General features: G+C 74.4%; 24 protein-coding genes. 8 read left to right on the top strand and 16 right to left on the bottom strand.

The features are described from left to right. Window positions 1-8 precede the first annotated feature (8 nt). The 3 genes from ABTY62_RS30700 to pdxR all read right to left on the bottom strand — a co-directional run bounded on the left by ABTY62_RS30700 (window position 9) and on the right by pdxR (window position 3762). Window positions 9-533 (bottom strand): DUF1990 domain-containing protein, encoded by a 525-nt coding sequence (locus ABTY62_RS30700; protein ID WP_352132672.1) that lies wholly within the window; start codon window positions 531-533, stop codon window positions 9-11. 30 nt (window positions 534-563) lie between these two features. Beyond that, entirely contained in the window at window positions 564-2168 is a 1605-nt protein-coding gene (locus tag ABTY62_RS30695; protein WP_502997550.1) for an alkaline phosphatase D family protein, read from the bottom strand. 67 nt (window positions 2169-2235) lie between these two features. Then, the gene (pdxR, locus tag ABTY62_RS30690) at window positions 2236-3762 is read right to left on the bottom strand and encodes a MocR-like pyridoxine biosynthesis transcription factor PdxR (protein WP_352132671.1); all 1527 of its coding nucleotides are present in this window, start codon (window positions 3760-3762) and stop codon (window positions 2236-2238) included. A gap of 47 nt (window positions 3763-3809) precedes the next feature. Between pdxR and ABTY62_RS30685 the strand changes: the two genes are divergently transcribed. Together ABTY62_RS30685 and ABTY62_RS30680 are read left to right on the top strand one after the other, a co-directional pair. Next, the gene (locus ABTY62_RS30685) at window positions 3810-4868 is read left to right on the top strand and encodes a DMT family transporter (protein ID WP_352132670.1); all 1059 of its coding nucleotides are present in this window, start codon (window positions 3810-3812) and stop codon (window positions 4866-4868) included. Between the two features lie 108 nt (window positions 4869-4976). Then, window positions 4977-5885: an RNA polymerase sigma-70 factor gene (locus ABTY62_RS30680; RefSeq protein ID WP_352132669.1), complete on the top strand. Its 909-nt coding sequence runs from the start codon at window positions 4977-4979 to the stop codon at window positions 5883-5885. Here ABTY62_RS30680 and ABTY62_RS30675 read toward each other — a convergent pair. Next, window positions 5879-6658 carry an SDR family NAD(P)-dependent oxidoreductase gene (locus tag ABTY62_RS30675; protein WP_352132668.1) on the bottom strand — a complete coding sequence of 260 codons (780 nt, stop codon included), beginning with the start codon at window positions 6656-6658 and terminating at the stop codon, window positions 5879-5881. The genes ABTY62_RS30680 and ABTY62_RS30675 overlap by 7 nt on opposite strands. A gap of 148 nt (window positions 6659-6806) precedes the next feature. Here ABTY62_RS30675 and ABTY62_RS30670 point away from each other — a divergent pair, with 148 nt between their 5' ends. Further along, the gene (locus ABTY62_RS30670; RefSeq protein ID WP_352132667.1) at window positions 6807-7550 is read left to right on the top strand and encodes a GntR family transcriptional regulator; all 744 of its coding nucleotides are present in this window, start codon (window positions 6807-6809) and stop codon (window positions 7548-7550) included. 45 nt (window positions 7551-7595) lie between these two features. Here ABTY62_RS30670 and ABTY62_RS30665 read toward each other — a convergent pair whose 3' ends face one another. From ABTY62_RS30665 to ABTY62_RS30640, 6 genes are all read right to left on the bottom strand, one after another. Beyond that, complete coding sequence (locus ABTY62_RS30665) at window positions 7596-9173, bottom strand: SMI1/KNR4 family protein (protein WP_352132666.1); 1578 nt, start codon at window positions 9171-9173, stop codon at window positions 7596-7598. 76 nt (window positions 9174-9249) lie between these two features. Next, a complete protein-coding gene (locus ABTY62_RS30660; protein WP_352132665.1) occupies window positions 9250-9966 on the bottom strand; it encodes an SMI1/KNR4 family protein in 717 nt (238 codons plus the stop codon). 101 nt (window positions 9967-10067) lie between these two features. After that, a complete protein-coding gene (locus ABTY62_RS30655) occupies window positions 10068-10682 on the bottom strand; it encodes a hypothetical protein (protein WP_352132664.1) in 615 nt (204 codons plus the stop codon). A 53-nt stretch (window positions 10683-10735) separates the two neighbouring features. Continuing rightward, window positions 10736-11995, bottom strand: coding sequence for an ROK family protein (locus tag ABTY62_RS30650; protein ID WP_352132663.1), 1260 nt, complete (start codon window positions 11993-11995; stop codon window positions 10736-10738). Window positions 11996-12062: 67 nt separating this feature from the next. After that, the gene (locus ABTY62_RS30645; protein ID WP_311729499.1) at window positions 12063-12716 is read right to left on the bottom strand and encodes a response regulator transcription factor; all 654 of its coding nucleotides are present in this window, start codon (window positions 12714-12716) and stop codon (window positions 12063-12065) included. Window positions 12717-12750: 34 nt separating this feature from the next. Beyond that, window positions 12751-14061: a sensor histidine kinase gene (locus tag ABTY62_RS30640; RefSeq protein WP_352132662.1), complete on the bottom strand. Its 1311-nt coding sequence runs from the start codon at window positions 14059-14061 to the stop codon at window positions 12751-12753. A gap of 100 nt (window positions 14062-14161) precedes the next feature. On the opposite strand from ABTY62_RS30640, the gene ABTY62_RS30635 reads away from it, so the two are divergent. Genes ABTY62_RS30635 through ABTY62_RS30625 form a run of 3 tightly spaced genes read left to right on the top strand, consistent with a single transcriptional unit; the run spans window position 14162 to window position 16365 of the window. Next, window positions 14162-15151, top strand: a complete 990-nt coding sequence (locus ABTY62_RS30635; protein WP_352132661.1) for an ABC transporter ATP-binding protein — start codon at window positions 14162-14164, stop codon at window positions 15149-15151. 6 nt (window positions 15152-15157) lie between these two features. Beyond that, window positions 15158-15880 (top strand): ABC-2 transporter permease, encoded by a 723-nt coding sequence (locus tag ABTY62_RS30630; protein WP_352132660.1) that lies wholly within the window; start codon window positions 15158-15160, stop codon window positions 15878-15880. Window positions 15881-15924: 44 nt separating this feature from the next. Continuing rightward, window positions 15925-16365 (top strand): hypothetical protein, encoded by a 441-nt coding sequence (locus tag ABTY62_RS30625; RefSeq protein ID WP_352132659.1) that lies wholly within the window; start codon window positions 15925-15927, stop codon window positions 16363-16365. Window positions 16366-16404: 39 nt separating this feature from the next. Here ABTY62_RS30625 and mug read toward each other — a convergent pair whose 3' ends face one another. The 3 genes from mug to ABTY62_RS30610 form a co-directional block, all read right to left on the bottom strand. Further along, window positions 16405-16953, bottom strand: coding sequence for a G/U mismatch-specific DNA glycosylase (gene mug / locus ABTY62_RS30620; RefSeq protein WP_352132658.1), 549 nt, complete (start codon window positions 16951-16953; stop codon window positions 16405-16407). A 19-nt stretch (window positions 16954-16972) separates the two neighbouring features. Continuing rightward, window positions 16973-18406, bottom strand: coding sequence for an adenylosuccinate lyase (purB, locus tag ABTY62_RS30615; RefSeq protein ID WP_352132657.1), 1434 nt, complete (start codon window positions 18404-18406; stop codon window positions 16973-16975). Between the two features lie 92 nt (window positions 18407-18498). Continuing rightward, window positions 18499-19269, bottom strand: a complete 771-nt coding sequence (locus ABTY62_RS30610) for an SGNH/GDSL hydrolase family protein (protein WP_352132656.1) — start codon at window positions 19267-19269, stop codon at window positions 18499-18501. A 31-nt stretch (window positions 19270-19300) separates the two neighbouring features. Here ABTY62_RS30610 and ABTY62_RS30605 point away from each other — a divergent pair, with 31 nt between their 5' ends. Further along, entirely contained in the window at window positions 19301-19555 is a 255-nt protein-coding gene (locus ABTY62_RS30605) for a hypothetical protein (RefSeq protein WP_352132655.1), read from the top strand. Between the two features lie 133 nt (window positions 19556-19688). Continuing rightward, window positions 19689-19910, top strand: coding sequence for a hypothetical protein (locus ABTY62_RS30600; RefSeq protein WP_352132764.1), 222 nt, complete (start codon window positions 19689-19691; stop codon window positions 19908-19910). Between the two features lie 246 nt (window positions 19911-20156). Here the strand turns inward: ABTY62_RS30600 and ABTY62_RS30595 are convergent, their stop codons facing one another. From ABTY62_RS30595 to ABTY62_RS30585, 3 genes are read right to left on the bottom strand one after another with little or no spacing between them, the layout of a single operon-like run. Then, a complete protein-coding gene (locus ABTY62_RS30595) occupies window positions 20157-21161 on the bottom strand; it encodes a hemolysin family protein (protein WP_352132654.1) in 1005 nt (334 codons plus the stop codon). Beyond that, entirely contained in the window at window positions 21158-22546 is a 1389-nt protein-coding gene (locus ABTY62_RS30590; RefSeq protein ID WP_352132653.1) for a hemolysin family protein, read from the bottom strand. Before ABTY62_RS30590 ends, ABTY62_RS30595 begins: the two co-directional genes overlap by 4 nt. Window positions 22547-22602: 56 nt before the next feature. Then, window positions 22603-23034, bottom strand: a complete 432-nt coding sequence (locus tag ABTY62_RS30585) for a GNAT family N-acetyltransferase (RefSeq protein WP_352132652.1) — start codon at window positions 23032-23034, stop codon at window positions 22603-22605. Between the last annotated feature and the right edge of the window lie 44 nt (window positions 23035-23078).

Here is a 23078-nt window from a genome sequence, read left to right as displayed (position 1 = left end):
TCAGGTTCTCACGCGGTGGCCAGCCGCCGCAGCACGGCCCCGCAGCGCCGCGCGTACGCCCGCTGGAACAGCGGCACCAGCGGCCCGGCGGCCCGCGCGTACCAGACCGCCGGACGGCTGAACGCGGTCACCGTGAGCACCACGGTCCCGTCCCGCTCCAGGCTGACCACGAACGACTCCTCGCCACGCTCCGGGTGCCCGGGCAGCGTCCCGTAGGCGAAGCCGGTCCGCGTCTCCTCCGCCACCGTCCACACCACCTGGCACGGCGCGCGCAGCCGCAGCCGCCCCACTCCAAGGCCGATCACCACCGGCAGACCCGCCACGGCGGTCGGCTCCCAGCAGCGCACCGACACGCCCACCGCCCGGTGCATGCGCCAGTCCATCACGGCCCGGCCCGCGGCCCCGAACGCGTCGGGGCCGCGGCCCACCGGGACGGACACCCGGAGATGGCTGTAGCCGTCGGGCAGCGGCCACTGCCGCGTGGCGCCCGTCTCCGGGTAGGTCAGACGGGATGCGGGGCCGGTCGTGGACATGCCCGTACGGTACGAGCCCGGCCCCGCACGTCACTGACCGACGCGCCCGGGCTGGAGCACCTTGGTGAACAGCACCGTGCCGCCCACCTCGCGCAGCCGCACCGTCAGCTCGCCGCTGTGCCCGTCGATGTCCACCTCGCCGAAGAACTGGAAGCCCTCGGCCGGCGAGACGTTCGCCCTGGTCGGCGCCTTGACGAAGGGCTGCTCCGGCCCGAAGGTGCCGTCCAGCTTCACCGCCGGGAAGGAGCCCGCGTTCAGCGGCCCGGAGACGAACTCCCAGAACGGGGCGAAGTCCTTGAACGCCGCCCGCGACGGGTCGTAGTGCTGGGCGCTGGTGTAGTGGACGTCCGCCGTCAGCCACACCGTGCCGGTGATCTTCCGGTGCTTGATGTGCCGCAGCAGCTCCGCGATCTGGAGTTCACGGCCGAGCGGCGCGCCCGGGTCGCCCTGCGCGACCGCCTCGAAGTCCGTCGCCCCGTCCGGGACCACCAGGCCGAGCGGCATGTCGCAGGCGATCACCTTCCACACCGCGCGCGACGCCGACAGCTCCCGCTTGAGCCACGCCAGCTGCTCGGCGCCGAGGATGCCCTCGGCGTCGTCGGGCTGCCGGTCCGGGGAGTTGGCGTTCCGGTACGTACGGCAGTCCAGCACGAAGACGTCGAGCAGCGGGCCGTGCCGCAGCACCCGGTACACCCGGTTCTGGGCGTCCGACCGCATCGTGGAGATGGGGAAGTACTCGCTGAACGCCTGCCGCGACCGCGCCGCCAGCACGTTCACGTTCTTCTCGGTGTAGCGGTCGTCGGTGAGGATCTCGCCCGGGTACCAGTTGTTGAGCACCTCGTGGTCGTCCCACTGGATGATGGTGGGCACCTGGGCGTTGAAGCGGCGCAGATTGGCGTCGAGGAGGTTGTAGCGGAAGTTGCCCCGGTACTCGTCGAGCGTCTCGGCGACCTTGGACTTCTCCTCGGTGACCAGGTTCCGCCAGGTGCGGCCGTCGGGCAGCGTCACGCTCTGCGTCATCGGGCCGTCGGCGTAGATGTTGTCACCGCTGCACAGGAAGAAGTCCGGGTCCAGCCGCCGCATCTCCTCGAAGATCCGGTAGCCGCCGAGCTCCGGGTTGATGCCCCAGCCCTGCCCCGCCAGGTCGCCCGACCACACGAACCGCAGGCCCTGGCGGCGGGCCGGCGCGGTGCGGAACGTCCCGTACACCGGCTCGCCGGTGCGGCGCGGGTCGTCCGGGTCGGCGAGCAGCACCCGGTAGTGCACCTGGGTGCCCGCGGGCAGCCCGTGCAGCGGGGTGGTGCCGGTGAAGTCACTGCCGGCTCCGAGCACCGGGCCGCGCCAGCGCCGCGCCTTCGCGAACGACTCGGTCGCGGACGTCTCGACGACCATCCGGGCCGGACGGTCCGAGCGCACCCACACCAGGCCCGAGGACGTGGTCACATCGCCCACCTGGACGCCCCACTGGGCGCTCGGCCGCCCGGACAGCGCCTGCGCGGGCGCGGCGGACGCCACTGACGACGCCAGCGCCGGCAGCGCCAGCCCGGCGGACGCCGCCGCCGATCCCCGCAGTACCTGCCGCCGCCCAATTCCTCTGTCGGATTCCCGCGCCATGCCGAACCTCCCGTTGCTCATGGAACCGCTGTGCGGTCCTGTTGCTATCGGTGCCAGATGCCTCGCGTTCGAACGGACAGTGAACAACTCACCGCGGGGTGCCGGGAAGGCCCGGGGCCCGGGCCTCGGCGATCAACGCCACGGCCCGGGCGATCCGGGCGGGGGAGAGGTGGGCGTAGCCCATCACCAGACGCACCTGGCCGGCGCCCCCGGCGTCCCCGTCGCCCTCGGCGTTCTCGTCGGGCGAGTGGGCGGGGGTGGCGGCGGGCCGCCGGGCGAAGTCGGCGAGCGGGCGCAGCGCCACCCCCGCCTCCGCCGCGCGCTCCAGGAAGCGTGCCTCGGGCCCGTACCGCCGCGGCAGCCGCGCGATGATGTGCAGCCCGGCCGCGATCCCGGTCACCTCCGTGCCCGGGAAGTGCTCCGCCAGCGCCGCGACCAGCGCGTCGCGCCGCTCCCGGTAGGCGCGCTGACAGCGCCGCAACTGCCGGTCGTAGTCGCCGCGTTCGATGAACTCGGCCAGCAGCGCCTGGTCCAGCGCCGGGTTGCCCAGATCCATGGTCCGCTTGCGCTCCACGACCAGGTCCACGAGGTGCTCGGGGACCACCAGCCAGCCCAGCCGCAGCCCCGGGGCGAGCGACTTGCTGACCGACCCGGCGTAGGCGACCCGCGCCGGGTCCAGGCCCTGGAGCGCGCCGACCGGCGCCCGGTCGTAGCGGAAGTCGCCGTCGTAGTCGTCCTCCAGCAACAGCCCGTCGACAGCCCGCGCCCACTCCAGCAGTTCGAGGCGGCGCCGCGCCGAATACGCGAGGCCCGAAGGGAACTGATGGCACGGAGTCAGCTGGGCGGCCCGCGCGCCCGAGGCGGCCAGCGCGGCGGGGGAGGTCCCCTCGGCGTCCAGCGGCACGGGCACGGCCGTCAGGCCCGCCGCCGAGAGCAGCGCGGTGTTCTCGGGGCTGCCCGGATCCTCCACCGCCACGGCCCGGTGGCCAAGACCGGCCAGCGTGAAGCCCAGCAACGTCATGGCCTGCGCCACACCCGAGCAGATCACCACGGACTCCGGGTCCGCCACCACCCCGCGGCGGCGGGTGAGCAGCCCCGCCACGGCCGCCCGCAACTCCGGCAGCCCGCGCGGATCCGGATACCCGAGCCCGCTGTGCGGAAGGCGCGCCAGAACCCGGCGGTGCGCCGCCGACCACGCGGCGCGCGGAAACAGTGACAGATCGGGGGTGCCGGGCAGAAAGCCGGTCCCGGGGGCGTCGGCGGCGGGGCGCCGGTGCTCCCGTGCTGCTGTGGCCCGCGCCGCCCCGCTCACCCATGTGCCCGAGCCCCGGCTGCTGTTGAGGTATCCCTCGGCCGTCAGCTGCTCGTACGCGTCGGTCACCAGGCCGCGCGAGACCCCCAGGTCGGCCGCCAGCTCCCGGCTGGACGGCAGCCGGGTCCCGGCGGCGATCCGGCCGGAGCGCACCGCCTCGCGCAGCGCGGACTGAAGCGTCCGCCCGCGCTTACGGGGCGGCGCGGCCGCGGTGGGGAGCAGCAGCTCCCACGCGGCGGTCCAGGAAGAGGTCTGGGAAGTGGTCCGGGAGGGGGTCCGGGAAGTGGTCCGGGAATCAGCCATCGGATTGGACCTTAAGGGGTACCGGTCGGCTGCCTAGCGTCGGCGCCATGAGACGAAGTGATCTTCCGGAGGGCGCGGCACCGGCCGAGCCCACCGCTGCTACTGCTGCCACCGCGCGGCTCGGGGCGCTGCTCGCGGCCGTGGCGTGCTGCCTGGTCGGCGCCTCGTTCACCGCCAACAGCGTCCTGGGCGACTACCCGCTCGCGGGCGGCCAGGCGCTGCGCTACGGCCTCGCCTGCCTCCTGCTCCTGCCGCTCGCCGCGCGCGGCGGGCCGGTGCGGGCTCCGCTGCGGGCGCTGAGCGGGCGCCAGTGGGGGCGGCTGGCCGCGCTCGCGGCCGTCGGGATGGTGGGGTTCAACCTGGCCGTGCTGGCGGCGGAGGGCACCGCGGAACCCGCGGTGCCCGGGGTGTTCGTCGGCTGCGCGCCCGTGGCCGTCGCCGTGATCGCGCCCGCGCTCGACGGGCGGCGCCCGGCCCCGGCGGTGGTCGCGGGGGCGCTGTCGGTCGCCGCGGGCGCGTTCGTCGTGCAGGGGTGGGGGCGTACGGACACGGCGGGGCTGCTGTGGTCGCTGGGGGCGCTCGTGGGCGAGGTGGGCTTCGCCATCCTGGCCGTCCCCGTGCTGCGGCCGCTCGGACCGCGGCTGCTGTCCGCCGCGGCCTGCGGCCTGGCCGCCGTGGAGTCCGCGCTGCTCGGCCTGGTGCTCGACGGCGGCGGATGGCTGCGGACACCGGACGGCGGGGAGGCGGCGGCGCTGCTGTGGCAGGCGGTGGTGGTCACCGTCGTCGGCTTCGTGTGCTGGTACGTCGGCGTCCAGCGGATCGGCGCCGAGCGGGCCACCCTCTTCTCGGGGCTCATCCCCGTCTCCGCCGCCGCGACCGCACCGCTCGTCGGCACCGGCGGATACGGCCCGGCGCAGGCGGGCGGCAGCCTTCTGGTCGGGCTGGGGGTGGCCCTGGGCTCGGGCGTGCTGGGCACGGCGAGCGGCCGGTCAGCGGCTGCCGTCCACGATCACGGAGGCGACGAGCGCGGGGTCGTCGAGCACGGGGACACAGCCGCGGCCGGGGGGGCGGAGCAGCCGGGCCCCGGCGACCACGGCCCCGGCTGAACGCCGCCAGGGCCGGGCGCGGATGGCGCCGACAGGGCGGATCGGGGCGGTGCGGTGCCCGCCGGGCCGCCGGACGACCGGCCTCGGCCGGATGGGATGATGAGCCGCGTGACCACCGCAGATACCGCGACGGACGTCTTCGAAGAGCACCGCTCCACGCTGACCGGCGTCGCCTACCGGATGCTGGGCCGGGCGGCGGACGCGGAGGACGTCGTCCAGGAGGCGTGGCTGCGCTGGTCCGGCGCCGACCGCGAGCCGGTGCGCGACCCCCGCGGCTATCTCGTACGGATCACCACCCGGCTCGCCATCGACCGGCTGCGGCAGGCCCAGGCCCGCCACGAGGCGTACGTCGGCCCATGGCTGCCCGAGCCGATCGCCACCGACTTCGGCCACACCGCCCCGGACACCGCCGAGCTGGCCGTGCTCACCGAGTCCGTCTCGCTGGCCGTGCTCGTGGTCCTGGAGTCGCTCTCGCCGCTGGAGCGCGCGGTGTTCGTGCTGCGCGAGGCCTTCGGCTTCCCGTACGGGGAGATCGCCGCCGCCCTGGAGCGCACGGAGGCGGCGGTGCGGCAGATGGCCGGGCGGGCGCGGCGTCATGTGGACGAGCGCAAGCCGCGGTTCGAGGTGGACCCGGAGCAGCGCCGCGACCTGACGGAGCGTTTTCTGGCCGCCGCCCGGAGCGGGGACCTCGACGGCCTGCTCGCCCTGCTGGCGCCGGACGCCCGACTGATCAGCGACAGCGGCGGGAAGGCCAAGGCGCCGCTGCGCGTCCTGGAGACGGCGGGCAAGATCGCCCGCTTCGTGATGGGGGTCCGCCAGGAAGTCGCCCAGTACCCGGAGTTCGTCGTCACCGAGCTCAACGGCGGGCCCGCGCTGGTGCTCATCTCGGCCGGCCGCCCCGACACGGCCCTCACCCTCGATGTCGCCGAGGGCCGCGTCCAGGCCGTCTACATCATGCGCAACCCCGACAAGCTGACCCACCTGACGGGGCGGTTGCCCGGCGCCGGGGGTCAGTGAACGGAGAGCCCGCCGTCGACGAAGACCGCCTGCCCGGTGACATAGGCGGAGGCGCGGCTCGCCAGGAACACCGCGGCGCCCTCGAAGTCCTCGGCCAGGCCGTTGCGCCCGACCATCGTGCGCGCGGCCAGCGCCGCCACCTTCTCGGGGTCGGACGACAGCCGTACGTTGAGCGGCGTCATCACGAACCCCGGGACCAGGGTGTTGCAGGTGACGCCGTACGGCGACCACGCCTCGGCCTGTGACCGGGCCAGCGACTCCAGCGCCCCCTTGGAGACCCCGTACGCGCCGCTCTGCACAAACGCCCGGTGCGCCTGCTGGGAGGTGACGTGGATGATCCGCCCGAAGCCCCGCTCGGCCATCCCCGGGCCGAACCGCTGCCCCAGCAGATAGGGCGCCTCCAGGTTCACCGCCATCGTGGTGTCCCACACTTCCTCGCCCAACTCGCCCATCGGGGGCCGCAGATTGACCCCGGCGCTGTTGACCAGGATGTCGGGCTCCCCGAACACCGCGGCCGCCTCCTCGGCCGCCGCCCGGACGGCGTCGCGGGTGCCCAGGTCGGCGCTCACCCAGGCCGCCCGGCAGCCCTGCCCTGTCAGCTCCTCGACCGTGGCGGCCAGCTCCGCCTCCCTGCGCGCCACCACCACGACGCTCGCGCCCGCGCGCGCCAGGGCCCCGGTGATGGCACGGCCGATGCCGGAGCTGCCCCCGGTCACCACGGCGACCCGGCCGTCCAGCGAGAAGAGTTCGGAGAGATAGGACTGTGGGCTCATGGCGGCATCCTAGGCGGCGCCTCGATTGGTCTTGACCAACCCGGGGCGCCGTCCTATCGTCGCCATAGATACTGCAACAACCTTTAATAAAGAAACACGTATATCGCAGCGCGCATGTCGCGGCGCACAGACTGTTGCGGAGGACAGGGTGGGGACCACGCAGCTCGACACGGTGCCGGAGCCCAAGTACTGGCATCTGAAAACCGTGCTCACCGACGCGCTCGACTCGGAGTTCGCGGTCGGTGAGATCCTGCCCAACGAGCGTGAGCTCGCGGCCCGCTTCGGCGTGGCCCGCGCCACCCTCCGGCAGGCCCTCGAACAGCTCGAGCTGGAGGGCAGGTTGCAGCGCCGCCGCGGTGTCGGCACCACCGTCGCCCCGCCCCGCATGGGCGTCGCGGTCGGCGAGCGCGCCCACAGCTGGGAGGACGCGGACGACGCGGCCTGGCAGCCCGTCGACAGCACCGAGGCCGCCCCGCCCGCCGAGATCGCCCGGCTGCTGGAGATCCAGCCCGGCGCCCTGGTGCACACCGTGCGCCGCAGCCGCGTCGGCCACGGCCAGCCGATCGCCGCCGAGCTCCTCTACGTCCCGCCCGCGTCCGTCCCCGGCCTCAGCGCCCTCGACACCCCGCCCGGCGCCGCCCGCGTCCGCGCGATCCTCCGAGAGCTGCGGCGCGTGGAACTCGGGGGCCGCGAGCAGTCGGTCGAGCTGGGCTCCGCCCGGGCCGACCAGGCCAAGGCCCTGGACCGGCTGCCCGGCGCCCCCGTCCTCGTGGTCACCACCTGCTACACCGCGGCCGGCCACACGATCGCCGTGGCGGTGGCCACCTACCGCGCCGACACCTGCCGCCTCACCTTCGGCGACGGCGCGGGCGTGGAACTCCTGGCGAGCTGACCCCGGACGGAGCCGCCCGCCACCACCCGCGCCGAGCGCCCGGGCTCACCCGCCGTCGGTCCCGAGCGTGCCGAGGGCGCCGGTGAAGCGCAGCGCGCCCCCGGTGTCCAGGCCGATCCGGTCCGCCCAGGCGAGGGCCTCGTCCAGCGTGGCCTCGTCGTCGGCCAGGCGGGCGGCGGCGAGGGTGGGCGGTGCCTTGCCCTCGTCCAGCAGGGCGGCCCACTGCCGCGCGGTGAGGGCCAGATAGCGCAGGTCGGGCAGGTCGGCCAGGACGGTGAGATCGCGGACCTCGGCCCGGGAGAGGTCCAGGCCGCGCAGGTTCGGGACGGTGCGCAGCGGGGCGATGTCGACCGGGGCGGCGGTCCCCAGGCCCAGAGAGCTGAGATCCGGGTGGCCTTCGAGCGGCGTCAGGTCGCCGCCGTCCAGGGTGACGCACAATGACTCGACGGGCAGCGCGCGCAGCGGCGTCAGATCGGCGGTGGCGCTGCGGTTCAGGTGCAGCAGCCGCAGGCTCGGGGCCGCCAGGAGCGGGGCGAGATCGACCGGGCCGGTGGCGTCGTTGATGTGGATGGCCTGGAGGGCGGGCGGGACCTCCTCGGGGATCTCGCCGATGATCCTCTCCGGGCCGAACCTGCGGGCGGGCTCCAGCGGGAAGACATAACCGTCCTCCTCCTCGTACGCCCCCTCCTCCAGCTCCTTCAGATGGTGGCCGAGCAGGGAGGTGAGCGAGTCGGCGACATAGGCCGGGCCCCTGTTGTAGTCGCGGCCCATCCGGATGACCTGGCCGGGCCGCCCGTCGCGGGCCGGGGCCAGGTCCACCGCCAGGTAGTTGCCGTCCTCGCCGGTGGCGAAGGGCAGCCAGGCCGGGTGCCCGTCGCAGCGCCGGACGGTGTCGGCCGGGTCGGCGTCGAAGACGACCGAGTGCCAGGCCAGCTCCCAGCTGCACCAGGCCGATTCGCGCTGGTCGGCGTGGACGGTGACCAGGTTCTTCAGCGCCATCCAGGCCATGCCCCCCAGCAGGTAGCGGTGCTCGAAGCCGACGCCGTCCCCGTCGGCGATCGAGTACAGCGCCCGCAGGTCGGCGGGCAGGGACCGGCCGATGCGGCGCTCGGCCTCGTCGAGCGCGGCGGCCGAGGCGGGCGGCGGAAGCTGCTCGGGCCGCCCCAGGATCGCGGCCCGCCGCTCCAGATACGCGCGGAACCGCGCCACCGCCAGCTCCGGGTCGCCCGCGGGCGCGGCCGTGCCCGCCTCCTGCCCGAACCCCGGCTCCGGCAGCCGGTAGTCGGGGTTCAGCACGACCTGGAAACCGCCGCCTCGCCCGCGCAGGCTGGTGATCGTGTCCGCGCACGCGACCAGCCGGTACTCGCCGGACGGGCGGCACTCGATCTCCAAGGTGGTCGATTCACCGCCCCCGGCCGCCCGCAACGCCCCGCCCAGTGCCCTCAGTTCGGTGAAGAGGCTGCGCACCGGGTGGCGCCACGAGGCCGTGCCGGGGACGAAGTAGGCGCCGGACAGCGAGGCCCCGCCCGCGCGCGCTGTGCAGACCAGCACCGCCCGCGTCCAGCCCGCCGGCGCGGCCGCGACGATCTTCTCGACGATCCGCCGCGCGGCCTGCTCCACCATGCCCTGCTCCCCGTTCTGCCGGTACTGCTCGTCATCATCGCAGTGGGCTGTGACAGACGGACGGGCGCGGTGGCCGCTACCCGCCCGACGTGGTCCGGCCGGAGGTGAACTGAAGCCGTGGCGGGGGCTCGGTCGTCTCGTCCCAGGCGCGGCGCTCCGCGTGGTCGAGCCAGTTCAGATACCACTCCGCGAACGACACATGCCCCGTTTTGCGGATCAGCTCGACCGGCACCACGCCCTCCCTGACCGCCCGTGCGTCGTCCCACATGGTGCCGCTGAGGGGGCCCGTGACCACGAGGAGCGAGTAGTACCCGCAGCCCTGGTGGCCGATGCAGAGGGTGCCCTCGGTCAGCGCGTCGAGCAGCTCGTCGTGGCGGGCGTCCCAGGCGGCGTACACGGCGGCGAAGGCGTCGTCGTCGGCGTCCGGATGGTCGGCCCGCGTGGGCTCCGCGCACTCGTGGTCCTCGAGCTCGGCCATGAGCGCGGGGCGGAAGGGCAGGGCGCAGTGGCCGGAGGCGGGCGGGGTGTCGGGGCCGGGGGGTTTGATCGGGAACAGGCCGTACTCGGGGCCCGCGCCGCCCGCTCCCACCTCCAGGAGGAACGTGCGGTACTCCTGGGGCAGTCCGGCGCCGAACCGCTTCTCCACCGCCTCCAGCTGCTCCTCGGTGAGGACGGGCAGCAGCTCGAAGTTGTGGCCGTGGTCGGGGTAGTCGGCGCCGAACACCGCCCACCACCGCGGCGCCTTCCGCAGCGCGAGCACACGCTCCCGCACCCCTGCCCAGGTCCCGCCCATCGCTCCTCCTCGGGAATGCAACACCGCCACCACCGTACGCAGCCCCGCGCCACTCCGCCGCGGGGCCGGCATCCGGTGGCGCAGGGGGGCCGGGGACGGCGTCAGCCGAACCAGACGACCAGGCGTACGTTTTCGGCGCCGATATCGGCGGCCAGCTCTCGCATCGTCTGCCAGACCTGCGCCCAGGGCGCCTCGTCCGGAGGGACGAGCATCCGTGCGGTGAGGACCACGGGGCGGTACACCGCGCCGTCCAGGGGCACTTCGCCGCCCGGTGGCCACTGCGACGGCGCGAGGAGCATGTGGCCGCCGAAAATGTCGGACGCCGCATCGGCCAGGTCGACCGTGGCCGGTACGACGTCGTGCCTGACGAGTTCGCCGGTCGGGCCAGGTCGCCACCGGGCCGCCCAGTACCGGGCGGGGCCGTCGGCGAGGGGGGCGTCCCAGTCGATGGCGGCGACTTCGGCCCAGGTGGCGCAGGTGTGGCTGTGACCGTAGAAGTCCTCGGTGCCCGTTTCCCGTACCCAGTCCGAGGCGTCGGGCGGAAGCCCTCGGCTGTCGAAGAGCGGACGCTGGATGTCGTCGTTGTTTCCGAAGCCGAAGAGACACTCCCACGCGGAGCGGTCCCGGCCGAGCTGGAAGTCCAGCAGGCCGACCTCGGTTTCCCAGCGGCCGTCCGCCGCACGGATTTCGATCACGCCGCTGATGTCCGTTCCCATGAGGGACGACCCTAGAACGGCTGGAACACCTGGGGCGGCCGGCCGCGGCCGGGTCAGCGGCTCGCGCGGCGGGCCGTGACCGTGGACTCGACGGCAAAGAGCTCCTCTTCCACATGGTCGAGGGCCAGCCGGAGCGCGCCGGTCACCACGGCCGCCTCGCCGAGGAGGGACTGGGCGACCTGGGGCGGGCGCAGGCAGTAGCGGGCGAGCTCGTCCCGGAGAGGGTCGAGGACACCGTCCAGGCCGGTGGCCCAGCCGCCGACCACCACGACCTCGGGGTCGAGGGCGAGGACGAGCGCGCCCACGTCATGGACGAGGCGGCGGATGAAGCGGTCGACGGCCGCGCGGGCGCGGGCGTCCCCGGAGCGGGCGAGGGCGAAGACGCGGGCGACCTGGCCCTCGTCGAGCGGGTTGAGCGGTTCGCCGGTCGTGGAGAGGACCTCCTCCGGGGTGGCCTCGCGGCCCAGCAGGTGCAGGGCGCCGATCTCGCCGGCCGCGCCGCCGAAGCCGCGGTGCAGCCGGCCGCCGATCAGCGAGCCGGCGCCGGGGCTCAGGCCCGCCAGGACGAAGACCACGTCGTCGGAGCCGACGGCGGCGCCCTTCCAGTGCTCGGCCACGGCGGCGGCGTTGGCGTCGTTCTCGACGAGCACCGGGCAGCGGAAGGAGCGGCGCAGGCGCTCCCCGAGGCGCAGCCCGGTCCAGCCGGGGAGAGCGGTGCCCAGGTGGACGGTGCCGTCGGCCTCGACGACACCGGGGCTGCCGACCCCCACCGCCCGCAGCGAGTGGCGGGAGACCCCGGCCCGGCGCAGCAGGTCGGCGACGGCGCCGCGGACCCGCTCCAGGCGCTCGTCGGCCGGCGCCTTCTCGGACACCTCCCGCACCGTGGAGCCGAGCGGGCGGCCGTCGAGGTCGGAGAGCAGGGCGGCGACGCGGTGGGCGCCGATCTCGACGCCCAGCAGATGGCCGGCCTCGGCCCGGAACCGGAAGCGCCGGGCGGGGCGCCCCTGACGGCGTACGCCGCCCTCCTCGGCGGGCATCTCCACCACCAGGCCGTCCGCGATCAGCCCCTCGACCACGCCCTCGACGGTGGGGCGGGACAGGCCGGTCACCCGGGTGAGGTCGGTGAGGGTGGCACAGCCGGGCGCGGCGTCGGGGGCGCGCTCCGGGGCGCGTTCCGGAGCGCGGTCGGCGTCCGCGCCGGCACCGGGGTCCCGGCCCTCGGGGGACACGGTCGCCGCGCGCAGCGCGTGCAGGACGACGGCGGAGTTGATGCGCCGCAGCAGGGACGGATCCCCGCCGGTGAGCCGCCCCACGTGGACCTCCCTGCTGTGGGTGTCTGCCGGATGGTAGCCGCTGGACGTGGACGCGGCGAGAGGCACGTCAGCCGGGCACCACGAAGCCCGACTCGTACGCCGCGATCACCGCCTGGGTGCGGTCCCGCGCGCCCAGTTTCGCCAGCACCGCGCTGACGTGTGTCTTGACCGTCTCGGTGCCGATCAGCAGATGGCCGGAGATCTCGGCGTTCGACAGGCCACGGGCCATCAGCCGCAACACCTCCGCCTCGCGTTCGGTGAGGGCGGCCCGCTCCATGGCCTCGCGGGCGCGCGCGTTGCCGCCGCGGGCCGCGGCGAGCGACCGTACGGCCGCCGGGAACAGCAGCGACTCCCCCTCCGCCACCAGGCGCACCGCGTGCACGATCTCGGCCGGACGGGCCCGCTTGAGCAGAAAGCCGTCCGCCCCGGCGCGCAGCGCCTCGTACACGTACTCGTCGTTCTCGAAGGTCGTCACGACCAGGATCCGGGGCGGGTCGGGGACCGCCCGCAGCACGGCGCGGGTCGCCTCGATGCCGTCCAGCAGCGGCATCCGCACATCCATCGCCACCACATCCGGCCGCAGTTGCCGCACCAGCGGCACCACCGAGGCCCCGTCGGCCGCCTCGCCGGTGACCCGGATGTCCGGCTGGGACTCCAGGATCGCGCGCAACCCGGCGCGCACCAACTGCTCGTCGTCGACGAGGAGGACACTGATCGGCACGCGAACACCCTAATGTGCTCGCCTCGGCCTCGGATCACACGTGGGCGTGGCTCCGGTCCGGCGGCAGGGTCACACTCAGCCGCCACTCGCCCTCGTACGGGCCCGCCTCCGCCTCGCCGCCCAGCAGCGCCGCCCGCTCGCGGATGCCGCGCAGGCCGGTGCCGTGGCCGGGGCCGGCGACTGGCCCGTCCGGGCGGCCGGGGCCCGGCAGCGGGTTGCGTACGTCCAGCCGCAGCGCCCCCGTGTCCGCGGCGACGGCGACCCGTACCGTCACCGGCACCGGGCCCGCGTGCCGCAGCACATTGGTCAGCGCCTCCTGGAGGATGCGGTAGCCCTCGCGGGACACCGGTCCTGGCAGCTCCTCCAGCGGGCCGGTCACCTCCGCGTCGAGCGTCGAGCCCGCCGCCCGCGCCGACTCCAGGAGGCGCTCGGCGTCGGTGAGTCCCGGGCGGTCGGCCGGGCCACGGGCGGTGTCCTCGCGCAGCAGCCGCAGCACCCGCTCCAGGTCCTCCAGCGCGCTCCGCCCGGTCTCCTCGATCGCGGCCAGCGCGCGGTCCGTGAACTCCGCGGAGCCCGCCGCGCGCGCCGCGCCCGCCTGCACCACGGCGACCGTGAGCGCGTGTCCGATCGAGTCGTGCAACTCGCGGGCGAGCCGGTTGTGTTCCAGGAGCCGCTCCGTACGCTCCTCCAGCGCGGCCAGCCGCTCCGCGGCCGATGGGCCCAGCAGCCGGGTGGCGGCCGCCGTCATCAGGCTCCCGGCGGCCACGACCAGGGCCATCAGGGCGGCGAGGGGGAGCGGGGCGAGCAGCGCGTACCACCAGTGGTGGCCGCTGATCCGCAGGCCCATGACCGCCGTGGGCGTGCCGTCGGACGCCGCGGCGACCAGCGCCCCCGTCACATTGGGCAGTTGGACGCTCAGCAGCGCCGTCAGACAGCCCGCCTCCAGCCGCAGCACCAGCCACAGCGCGGTGCGCGCCCGGTCGCCCCGGGACGCGGACGGCGCGGCCGCGATCCGCGGGGCGAGGTGGCCCTGCTGGTGGCGCGCGTGTTCTCCGGGGGTGAGCAGCAGACGGGCCTGGAGCCCCTCCGCCAGCCGGGTGGCCGGCACCATCGCGACGGCCACCAGCGGCAGCACCGGCAGCACCGGCAGCCACAGCAGGTCGGCGGTGCGGAGGTCGAAGAGCCCGGGGTAGACCAGGCCGCACGCCGCCGCCACCACGGCCCCCATCAGCAGATGCAGCCAGCGGGTGTAGGTGACCGCCCGGGCCAGCGGGGCGAGGGCGGCCCGTGCGGCGCGCGGGATACGGGCGGCGAGAGCGGTGGGCGACGTGGACACATCGGCCATCGTGCCCTGCGCCCCGCTCCCACGCCCTCCCCCGCGCGGGGGAGGGCGACCCCGCTCGTGGGGGAAGCCACGGGCGGCCCGGCACGGCAACGTGGAGACCATGACCACCGCGACGTCGATCGACGTACATGAGCTGACCAAGGACTACGGGTCGGTGCGCGCCGTGGACGGGTTGACCTTCCGGGTGGAGCCCGGCCGGGTCACCGGCTTCCTCGGGCCCAACGGCGCCGGCAAGTCCACCACCATGCGGATGGTGCTGGGCCTCGACCGGCCGGACTCCGGCACCGCGACCGTCGGCGGCCGCCCGTACCGCGAGCACGACGAGCCCCTGCGCCACCTCGGCGCGCTGCTGGACGCGGGCGCCGCCCACGGCGCCCGCACCGCCCGGGACCACCTGCTGTGCCTGGCGCTGAGCAACCGCCTCCCCGCGAGCCGGGTCGACGCCGTGCTGGAGGAGGCGGGGCTGGCCGCTGCCGCGCAGCGGCGCATCAGGACGTTCTCGCTCGGCATGCGGCAGCGACTGGGCATCGCGGCGGCGCTGCTGGGCGACCCGCCCGTGCTGATGCTCGACGAGCCGGCCAACGGGCTCGACCCCGAAGGCATCATCTGGATCCGCACGCTCATGAAACGGCTGGCCGGAGAGGGCCGCACCGTCCTGGTCTCCAGCCATCTCATGGCCGAGACCGCGCTGACCGCCGATCACCTCGTCGTGCTGGGCCGGGGCAGGCTGCTGGCCGACATGTCCATGGACGCGTTCATCCGGGCACACAGCCGACCGCGGGTGCGGGTGCGCACCACCGAGCCGGAGCGGCTGCGCGCGGAGCTGACCCGCGCCGAGCTGACCGTGGAGCCGGACGGGCCGGACCACTGGACGGTCGACGGGGCCACGCCGGAGCAGGTCGGCACGCTGGCTGCCCAGCACGGCATCCCCGTCCTCGAACTGGTCGACGACAAGGCCTCCTTGGAGCAGGCCTATCTGCGGCTCACGGCGGACGAGGCGGAATTCACGGCGTCCGCGCCCACATCCGCGCCCACATCCGCGTCCACATCCGAGGACGAGAACGTGAACACAACGAAGCAGGAGGTTTGAGGTCGTATGTCGGTCAAAGCGGTGCTGCACTCGGAGTGGATGAAGATCCGCACCCTGCGATCCCTCCTGCTCGCCCTCCTCGGCGGTCTGGTGGCGACCGCCGGGATCTCGGCGGTCGCGAGCGCGACCTATGACGGCAAGGAGAGCGACTTCGACCCGGTCTTCTACTCCTTCTTCGGCCTGCCCTTCGGGCAGATCGCCGCCGTCTGTTTCGGCGTGCTCGCGGTAGCGAACGAATACACCGGCGGAGGCATCCGCGTCTGGCTGGCCGCCGTACCCCGGCGCGGCCTCTACTACGGGTGCAAGCTGACCATCGTGGGCCTGTGCGCCCTGGCCGTCGGTCTGGTCACCGGATTCGTGTCCCTGCTGAGCGGCCAGGCGCTGCTCGGTGACGAGGGCGTGGGCCCGGGCGCGCAGGGAGCGCTGCGCGCGGCGGTCGGCTGCGGGATCTATCTCGCCCTGCTGACGGTGCTGGCAGCGGGCGTCGCCGCCGTGCTGCGCAGCTCGGTCGGCGCCCTGGCGCTGGTCGTCCCCGTCGTCTCGTTCCTCTCCCCGGTGTTCGGGGCCACGTCCGCCACCAGGTTCCTCCCCGACCAGGCCGGTCAGCAGGTGCTGCATGCCACGCCGGAAGGCCCGCTCGGCGCGTGGACCGGGCTCGGGGTGCTGGCGCTGTACACGGCGGTCGCGGTGTTCTGCGGGCGGCTGGCGGTCGAGCGCCGGGACAGCTGACGCGCGGCCAATTGATTGTCAGACCTCGCTTGTTTAATGAAGTCATGACCAGCACGGCGGACCATCTGGCGACCATCGACCTGCTGCGCGCCCGGGACTTCCCCGACCGGCGGGGCGTCGTCGGGGGCGTGGCGAGCGGCCCCGGCTTCCATGTCGCCGACCTCCGGGTCAGCGAGGACTTCTGGGACGCGGATCTGGAGCGCCTGATCGAGGTCGAGGAGGAGTTCGAGGCGGAGATGCGGGTGCTGGTCCAGGTGTTGTCCTTACGCTGGGGCGAGCCCGAAGTCCTCCACCTGGCCGACCATTTGGAGCGCGATGCCATGGGCGAGCCGGTGCCGGAGCCACTGCGGTCGCTGTGCGGCTATGTGGGGCAGTTGTACGGCTGGCGGACCGGCGGGCGCTGGATAGGGCTGGGGATAGGGCAGGGGGACCGCGAGCTGCCCCTGCAACTGGTCGCGGCCATAGGGGAGGACAGCGTGCGCTGAGCCGCCTGCTCCCAGCCGCCTGTTCTCAGCCGTCAGCCGTCAGCTGTCACCGTCGGCGTACGCGGCGGCGCGCAGCCGGCCGAACTCCTCGGCCATCGTGGCCAGGGTCCAGTGGGCGTTCAGCCCGCTGGGGTTGGGGAGGGCCCATATCCGGGTGGTGCCGATGGTGCGCTCCTGCGGGCCGATCCTGGCCCGCTTGTCGCCGAAGGCCACCCGATACGCGGTCACGCCCGCGACGGCGAGCCACCGCGGGCGCAGCCGGGCGACCTTCTCCGCCAGGAGCCGCCCGCCCTCGCGGTACTCCTCGTCGCTCAGCTCGTCGGCCCGGGCGCTGGCGCGGGCGACCACATTGGTGATCCCCAGGCCGTACCCCAGCAGCTCGTGCTGCTCGGACGGCTGGAGCCGGCGCGGGGTGAACCCCGAGGCGTGCAGGACGGGCCAGAACCGATTGCCCGGCCGGGCGAAGTGGTGGCCCGTCGCGGCGGTCATCAGCCCGGGGTTGATGCCGCAGAACAGCACGCGGAGGCCGTCCGCGACCACGTCGGGCACGAGGCGGTCGCGGGCGGCTTCCAGTTCGCCGGGGGTCATCGCGGGGTGCCGGGCCCGGTCAGAGGATCGACCCGGGCGTGTACGCCGCGGCCTCCGGGTGGCGCTTGGTGATCTCCTCGATCCGGGCGACCACCGCGGCGACCTGCTCGGCCGCCGCGCCCGTGAAGGACAGCTTGTCGGCCATCAGCCCGTCGAGCTGAGCGCGGTCCAGCGGGATCCGCTCGTCGGCGGCGAGCTTGTCGAGCAGCTCGTTGCGCTCGGCGCCCTGCTCGCGCATCGCGAGCGCCGACGCGACCGCGTGCTCCTTGATGGCCTCGTGCGCCACCTCGCGGCCCACCCCGGCCCGCACCGCCCCCATCAGCACCTTCGTCGTCGCGAGGAAGGGCAGGTAGCGGTCCAGTTCGCGGGCGACGACGGCGGGGAAGGCGCCGAACTCGTCGAGCACCGTCAGGAAGGTCTCCAGCAGCCCGTCGAAGGCGAAGAAGGCGTCCGGCAGCGCGACGCGGCGCACCACCGAGCAGGACACATCGCCCTCGTTCCACTGGTCGCCGGCCAGCTCGCCGGTCATCGAGGCATAGCCGCGCAGGATCACCGCGAGGCCGTTGACGCGCTCGCACGAGCGGGTGTTCATCTTGTGCGGCATGGCGGAGGAGCCGACCTGCCCGGGCTTGAACCCCTCGGTCACCAGCTCGTGCCCGGCCATCAGCCGGATCGTCTTGGCCAGTGAGGAGGGGGCCGCGGCCAGCTGCACCAGCGCGGTGACCACCTCGAAGTCCAGCGAGCGCGGGTAGACCTGGCCGACGGAGGTGAAGACCTGCCCGAAGCCCAGGTGCCCGGCGATCCGCCGCTCCAGCTCGGCCAGCTTGGCCGCGTCGCCGCCCAGCAGGTCCAGCATGTCCTGCGCGGTGCCGACCGGGCCCTTGATGCCGCGCAGCGGGTAGCGGCCCAGCAGCTCCTCCAGCCGCCCGTACGCCACCAGCAGCTCGTCGGCCGCGGTCGCGAAGCGCTTGCCGAGGGTCGTCGCCTGCGCCGCCACGTTGTGCGAGCGCCCGGCCATGACCAGCTCGGCGTGTTCGGCGGCCAGCTTCCCGAGCTGGGCCAGCGTGGCGACCGTACGGTCCCGGACCAGCTCCAGGGAGAGCCGGATCTGGAGCTGCTCCACGTTCTCGGTCAGATCGCGGGAGGTCATGCCCTTGTGGACGTGCTCATGCCCGGCGAGCGCGTTGAACTCCTCGATCCGGGCCTTCACGTCGTGCCGGGTGACCTTCTCGCGCTCGGCGATCGAGGCCAGGTCGACGGTCTCCAGCACCCGCTCGTAGTCGGCGAGGGCGGCGTCCGGCACCTCGATCCCGAGGTCCTTCTGGGCGCGCAGCACGGCGAGCCACAGCCGCCGCTCCAGCGTCACCTTGTACTCGGGGGACCACAGGACGGCCAGCTCCGCCGAGGCGTAGCGGCCGGCCAGGACGTTCGGGATGCGCGGCTTAGCAGTCACGGACAGACAGTCTACTGGGCGTATGCGCAGGCCAGCGCGGTGGCCGTGGTCACGCCCGGACGGCGGCGCCCCAGCGCCGGTACGGCGGCGGATCAGCCCTCGTACGGCAGCAGTTCGGCCCGCTTCGGCGGCCGCCCGTCGCCCGAGGAACGGCCCGTCAGCCGCCTGCCGATCCACGGCCCGAGGTGCTCGCGGGCGAAGCGCGCGTCCGAGGCGCGCCGGGCGGCCCAGCCGGGTTGTACGGCGGGCGGCAGCGGGGCGTTCCAGTCGGCCTCCGGCTCGTGCCCCAGCGCCTGCCAGACCGCCTCGGCCACCCGCCGGTGCCCCTCGGCGTTCAGATGCAGCCGGTCCTCCGCCCACATCCGCTGATCGCCGAGCGCCTCGGAGGCGAACAGGTCCACGACGATCGCGCCGTGCCGCGCCGCCAGCCCGTCGATGAAGGAGAACAGCTCCTCCATCCGCGGCAGGAACCGCCCCAGCACCGGCCCGCGCCGCCCCGGGCTGCGCATCAGCACCAGCTGTTTGCAGCTGGGCGCCAGCCGCCCCGCGGCATCCTCGAGCAGCCCGCAGACCTGCTCCACGTCGCACTTGGGCCGCAGCACGTCGTTCAGGCCGCCGACCAGGGTGACCAGGTCCGCGCCCATCGCCGCCGCCGGGTCGGCCTGCTCGTCGACGATCTGTCCGATGAGCTTGCCGCGCACCGCGAGGTTGGCGTAGCGGAACCCGGGGGTGCGGGCCGCGAGGCGCGCCGCGAGCAGATCGGCCCAGCCCCGGTAGCTGCCGTCCGGCAGTCCGTCGGACATGCCCTCGGTGAAGGAGTCGCCGACCGCGACGTAGCTGGTGTAGGTGGTGTTCATCCGCATGGCGCGGGCGATCCTATCCGGTGGGCGTCCCATGACCGCCCCGTGGGTGCGCGCCACGGCGGGCGCGCGCATGATGAGCCGCATGGGCATGACCAACATCTACTTCGAGGGCGGGGCGCGCAACGGCACGACCGCCATCTGGAACCTGGAGCCGGGCGCCGACATCTACGACGACAACATCTTCCGGCCGCCCGAGCTGTACCGGCGGACCGCCAGAACGAAGGTCATCGGGAGGATCGAGTACACGATCTTCCGCTACGACCCATCCGGCACCCGGCCCACATGAGGCTCGCGTGACCCGCGCCTCACGCGCGCCCCGCGCGCCCGGCGGATCCCTCGGTTGGCCCGTGCCGGGTTCCGGATGGGGCGCATCGGGGCAGTCTGGCGGCGTGGATGCCTTTGAATGCGACCGTACGACCATGGCCATCGTGGCCGCCGCGCTCGCCGACGACGGGGAGGGGGCCGTCGCCCTGCTGGACCCGCTGGAGCGGCGGGACGTGTGCCGGGTGGCCGTCCGGCTGGCCGCGATGGCAGCCGACGCGCTGCTGGCCGTGGCGGAGGAAGGGGGCGGGGGCAAGGCCGAGGCGCTCGCCCACTGGCAGGCGTGCATCATCGCGCACGAGTCGCGGCGGGGCGGCTAGGCCCTGTCTCCCCGGTCTCCGCGGGCCCGCGACGCCTGGCGCGCGCCCCCGGCTACCGCTGGGCGGAGCCCCCGCGCTGCGTTGTCGGGCCCGCCCGAGTAGGCCCGCCCCCAGCCTTCGGCCGGGCGGGGGCACCTCCCAGCGGTAGCTGGGGGCGTAACCGTCGCAGAGATCGCGGAGAAGGGCCCAGGCGGTGACACATGGCAGACGCTTGAGGGGCGGACGGCGGGCCGCCTGCCCGCCGGCTCAGGCGACCAGCTCGCGCAGCACGTCCTCCATGGTGACCAGGCCCTCCAGACGACCGTCCGGGCCGATGACGGCGGCGAGGTGGGTGCGGCTGCCGCGCATCGCGGTCAGCACGTCGTCCAGCGCCGTCTGGGGCCGCACCCGGGCGATCGAGCGCAGCTGGTCGAGGCGGAACGGCAGGTCGCGGGGGCGGGCGTCCAGCGCGTCCTTGACGTGCAGATAGCCCAGGACGCGCCCGGAGCCGTCGACCACCGGGAAGCGCGAGAACCCGGATTCGGCCGCCAGCCCCTCCAGCTCCTCCGGGGTCACCCCGAGCCGGGCGGAGACCACCCGGTCCAGAGGCAGCACGACATCGCGCACCCGGCGGCGGCCGAGTTCGAGGGCGTCCCGCAGCCGTTCGGTGGCCCGGTCGTCGAGCATTCCGGCCTTGCGGGAGTCCACGACCACCCGGGCCAGTTCGTCGTCGGAGAAGGTCGAGGCCACCTCGCCCTTGGGCTCCACCCGCAACAGCTTCAGCAGGGCGTTGGCGAAGGAGTTGACCGTGAAGATCACCGGGCGCAGCCCGCGCGCCAGGGTGACCAGCGGCGGGCCGAGCAGCAGCGCCGTGCGCACCGGCTCGGCCAGCGCCACGTTCTTGGGCACCATCTCGCCGAACAGCATGTGCACATAGGTCGCCGCGGCCAGCGCGATCACGAACGCCACCGGGTGGATCAGCCCCAGGGGCAGGCCCACCGCGTGGAACACCGGCTCCAGCAGATGCGCGATGGCCGGCTCCGCGACGGCGCCCAGCACCAGCGTGCACAGCGTGATGCCCAGCTGGGCCGCGGCGAGCAGCGCGGAGACGTGCTCCAGGCCCCACAGCACGGCGTGGGCCCGCCGGTCGCCCTGCTCGGCGCGCGGCTCCACCTGGCTGCGCCGCACCGAGACGAGGCTGAACTCGGCTCCCACGAAGAAGGCGTTGACGACCACCGTCAGCAGGCCGATCAGCACCTGGAGCAGGGTCATCGGGCCGCCCCCTCACCGTCTCCGCTCCGGCCGTCCCGGGGATCCCCGCGATCCCCGCGATCCCCGCCATCGCCGTCGTCCGGCAGCGGCGCCCGCAGCCGTACGCGCGCGGCGCGGTGGCCGGAGTCGTCGGCCACCTCGACGCCCCAGCCCGCCACCTCCAGGGTGTCGCCCCGCACCGGGATCCGGCCGAGACCGGTGGCCACCAGCCCGGCCAGGGTCTCGTACGGGCCGTGCGGCACCCGCATCCCGAGCGCCTCCAGCTGGTCGACGCGGGCCGCGCCGTCCGCGTCGTACAGCGCCCGGCCCTCCGCGTCCTCCCCGGCCGGGGCCAGGCCCGGCTTCTCGTGCGGGTCGTGCTCGTCGCGGACCTCGCCGACCACTTCCTCGACGATGTCCTCCAGGGTGACGACCCCGGCCGTGCCGCCGTACTCGTCGATGACCACGGCCATGCTGCGCTCCCCGGAGAGCCGGTCGAGCACCCGGTCCACGGTGAGCGGCGCGGGGACGAACAGCGGCTCGCGCATCAGCTCCGACACCGGGCGGCGGGGCCGCTCCTCGGCGGGGAGGGCCAGCAGGTCCTTGATGTGGGCGGTGCCGACGACGGTGTCCAGGCTGCCGCGGTAGACCGGGAAGCGGGACAGGCCGGTGGCGCGCGTGGCGTTGGCGACGTCCTCGGCGGTGGCCCGTACGTCCAGCGCGATGACCTGCACGCGCGGGGTCATCACGTTCTCCGCGGTCAGCTTCCGCAGATTCAGGGTCCGTACGAACAGCTCCGCGGTGTCCTCCTCCAGGGCGCCCTCCCGGGCCGAGTGCCGGGCCAGCGCGACCAGCTCCTGCGGGCTGCGCGCGGAGGCCAGCTCCTCGGCGGGCTCCAGGCCCATCCGGCGCACCGTGCGGTTGGCGGCGTTGTTGAGATGGGCGATGAGCGGGCGGAAGGCGGCGCTGAAGGCGCGCTGCGGGGCGGCGACGGCCCGGGCGACGGCCAGCGGGCGGGAGATGGCCCAGTTCTTGGGGACCAGCTCGCCGACGACCATCAGCACGACCGTCGAGAGGGCCGTGCCGATCACCAGCGCCACCGAGTGGACGGCGGAGGCGGGCACCCCCGCCGCCTCGAGCGGCCCGGCCAGCAGCGCGGCCACGGACGGCTCGGCGAGCATGCCGACCACCAGATTGGTGACGGTGATGCCGAGCTGGGCGCCGGAGAGCTGGAAGGTCAGGCTGCGCGCGGCCTTCAGCGCACTGGCCGCCCCCCGCTCCCCGCGCTCGGCCGCCCGCTCGAGCTCACCGCGATCGACGGTGGTCAGGGAGAACTCGGCCGCGACGAACCCGCCGCAGGCGAGGGCCAGCAGGACCGCCACGGCCAGGAGGAGCACTTCGGTCATCGGTTCACCCCCGTGTCCCATGGTCCGGCAGGAACAGGGGGAGTGCGCGATGTGGGCTAGTGGGAGGTGGCCAGGGGCTTGACCCAGCGGCTCCACTCCGGCTGCGGGGCGTAGCCCGCCGCGCGCCAGGCGTGGTGGGCGAGCTCGTTGTCCTCCAGCACCATCGCGTCACCGCGCCGCCCGCCGAGCGCGGTGAACCGCTCCTCGGCCGCTTGGAGGAGCGCGGTGGCGACCCCCTGGCGCCGGTGGCCGGGGTGCACGGCGAGCCGGTACAGATGGCAGCGCCAGCCGTCGAAGCCCGCGATCACGGTCCCGGCGAGCTCTCCCTCCCGCTCGGCCAGCAGCAGCGACTCGGGGTCGCGGTCGAGCAGCCGGGCCACGCCGTCCCGGTCGTCGCTGATGCTGGTGCCCTCGGCGGCTTCCTTCCAGAAGGCCAGCACGGCGTCGAGGTCCGCGGGCGTCGCGGCCCGTATCACGAGATCGTTCATGGTGGGATCCCATCACCGCCGGGAGCCCGGCGTCGATCGAATTG

This window comes from Streptomyces sp. NPDC097640, assembly GCF_040302705.1.
GTDB lineage: Bacteria > Actinomycetota > Actinomycetes > Streptomycetales > Streptomycetaceae > Streptomyces.
This window is presented reverse-complemented; position numbering and strand designations above follow the sequence as displayed.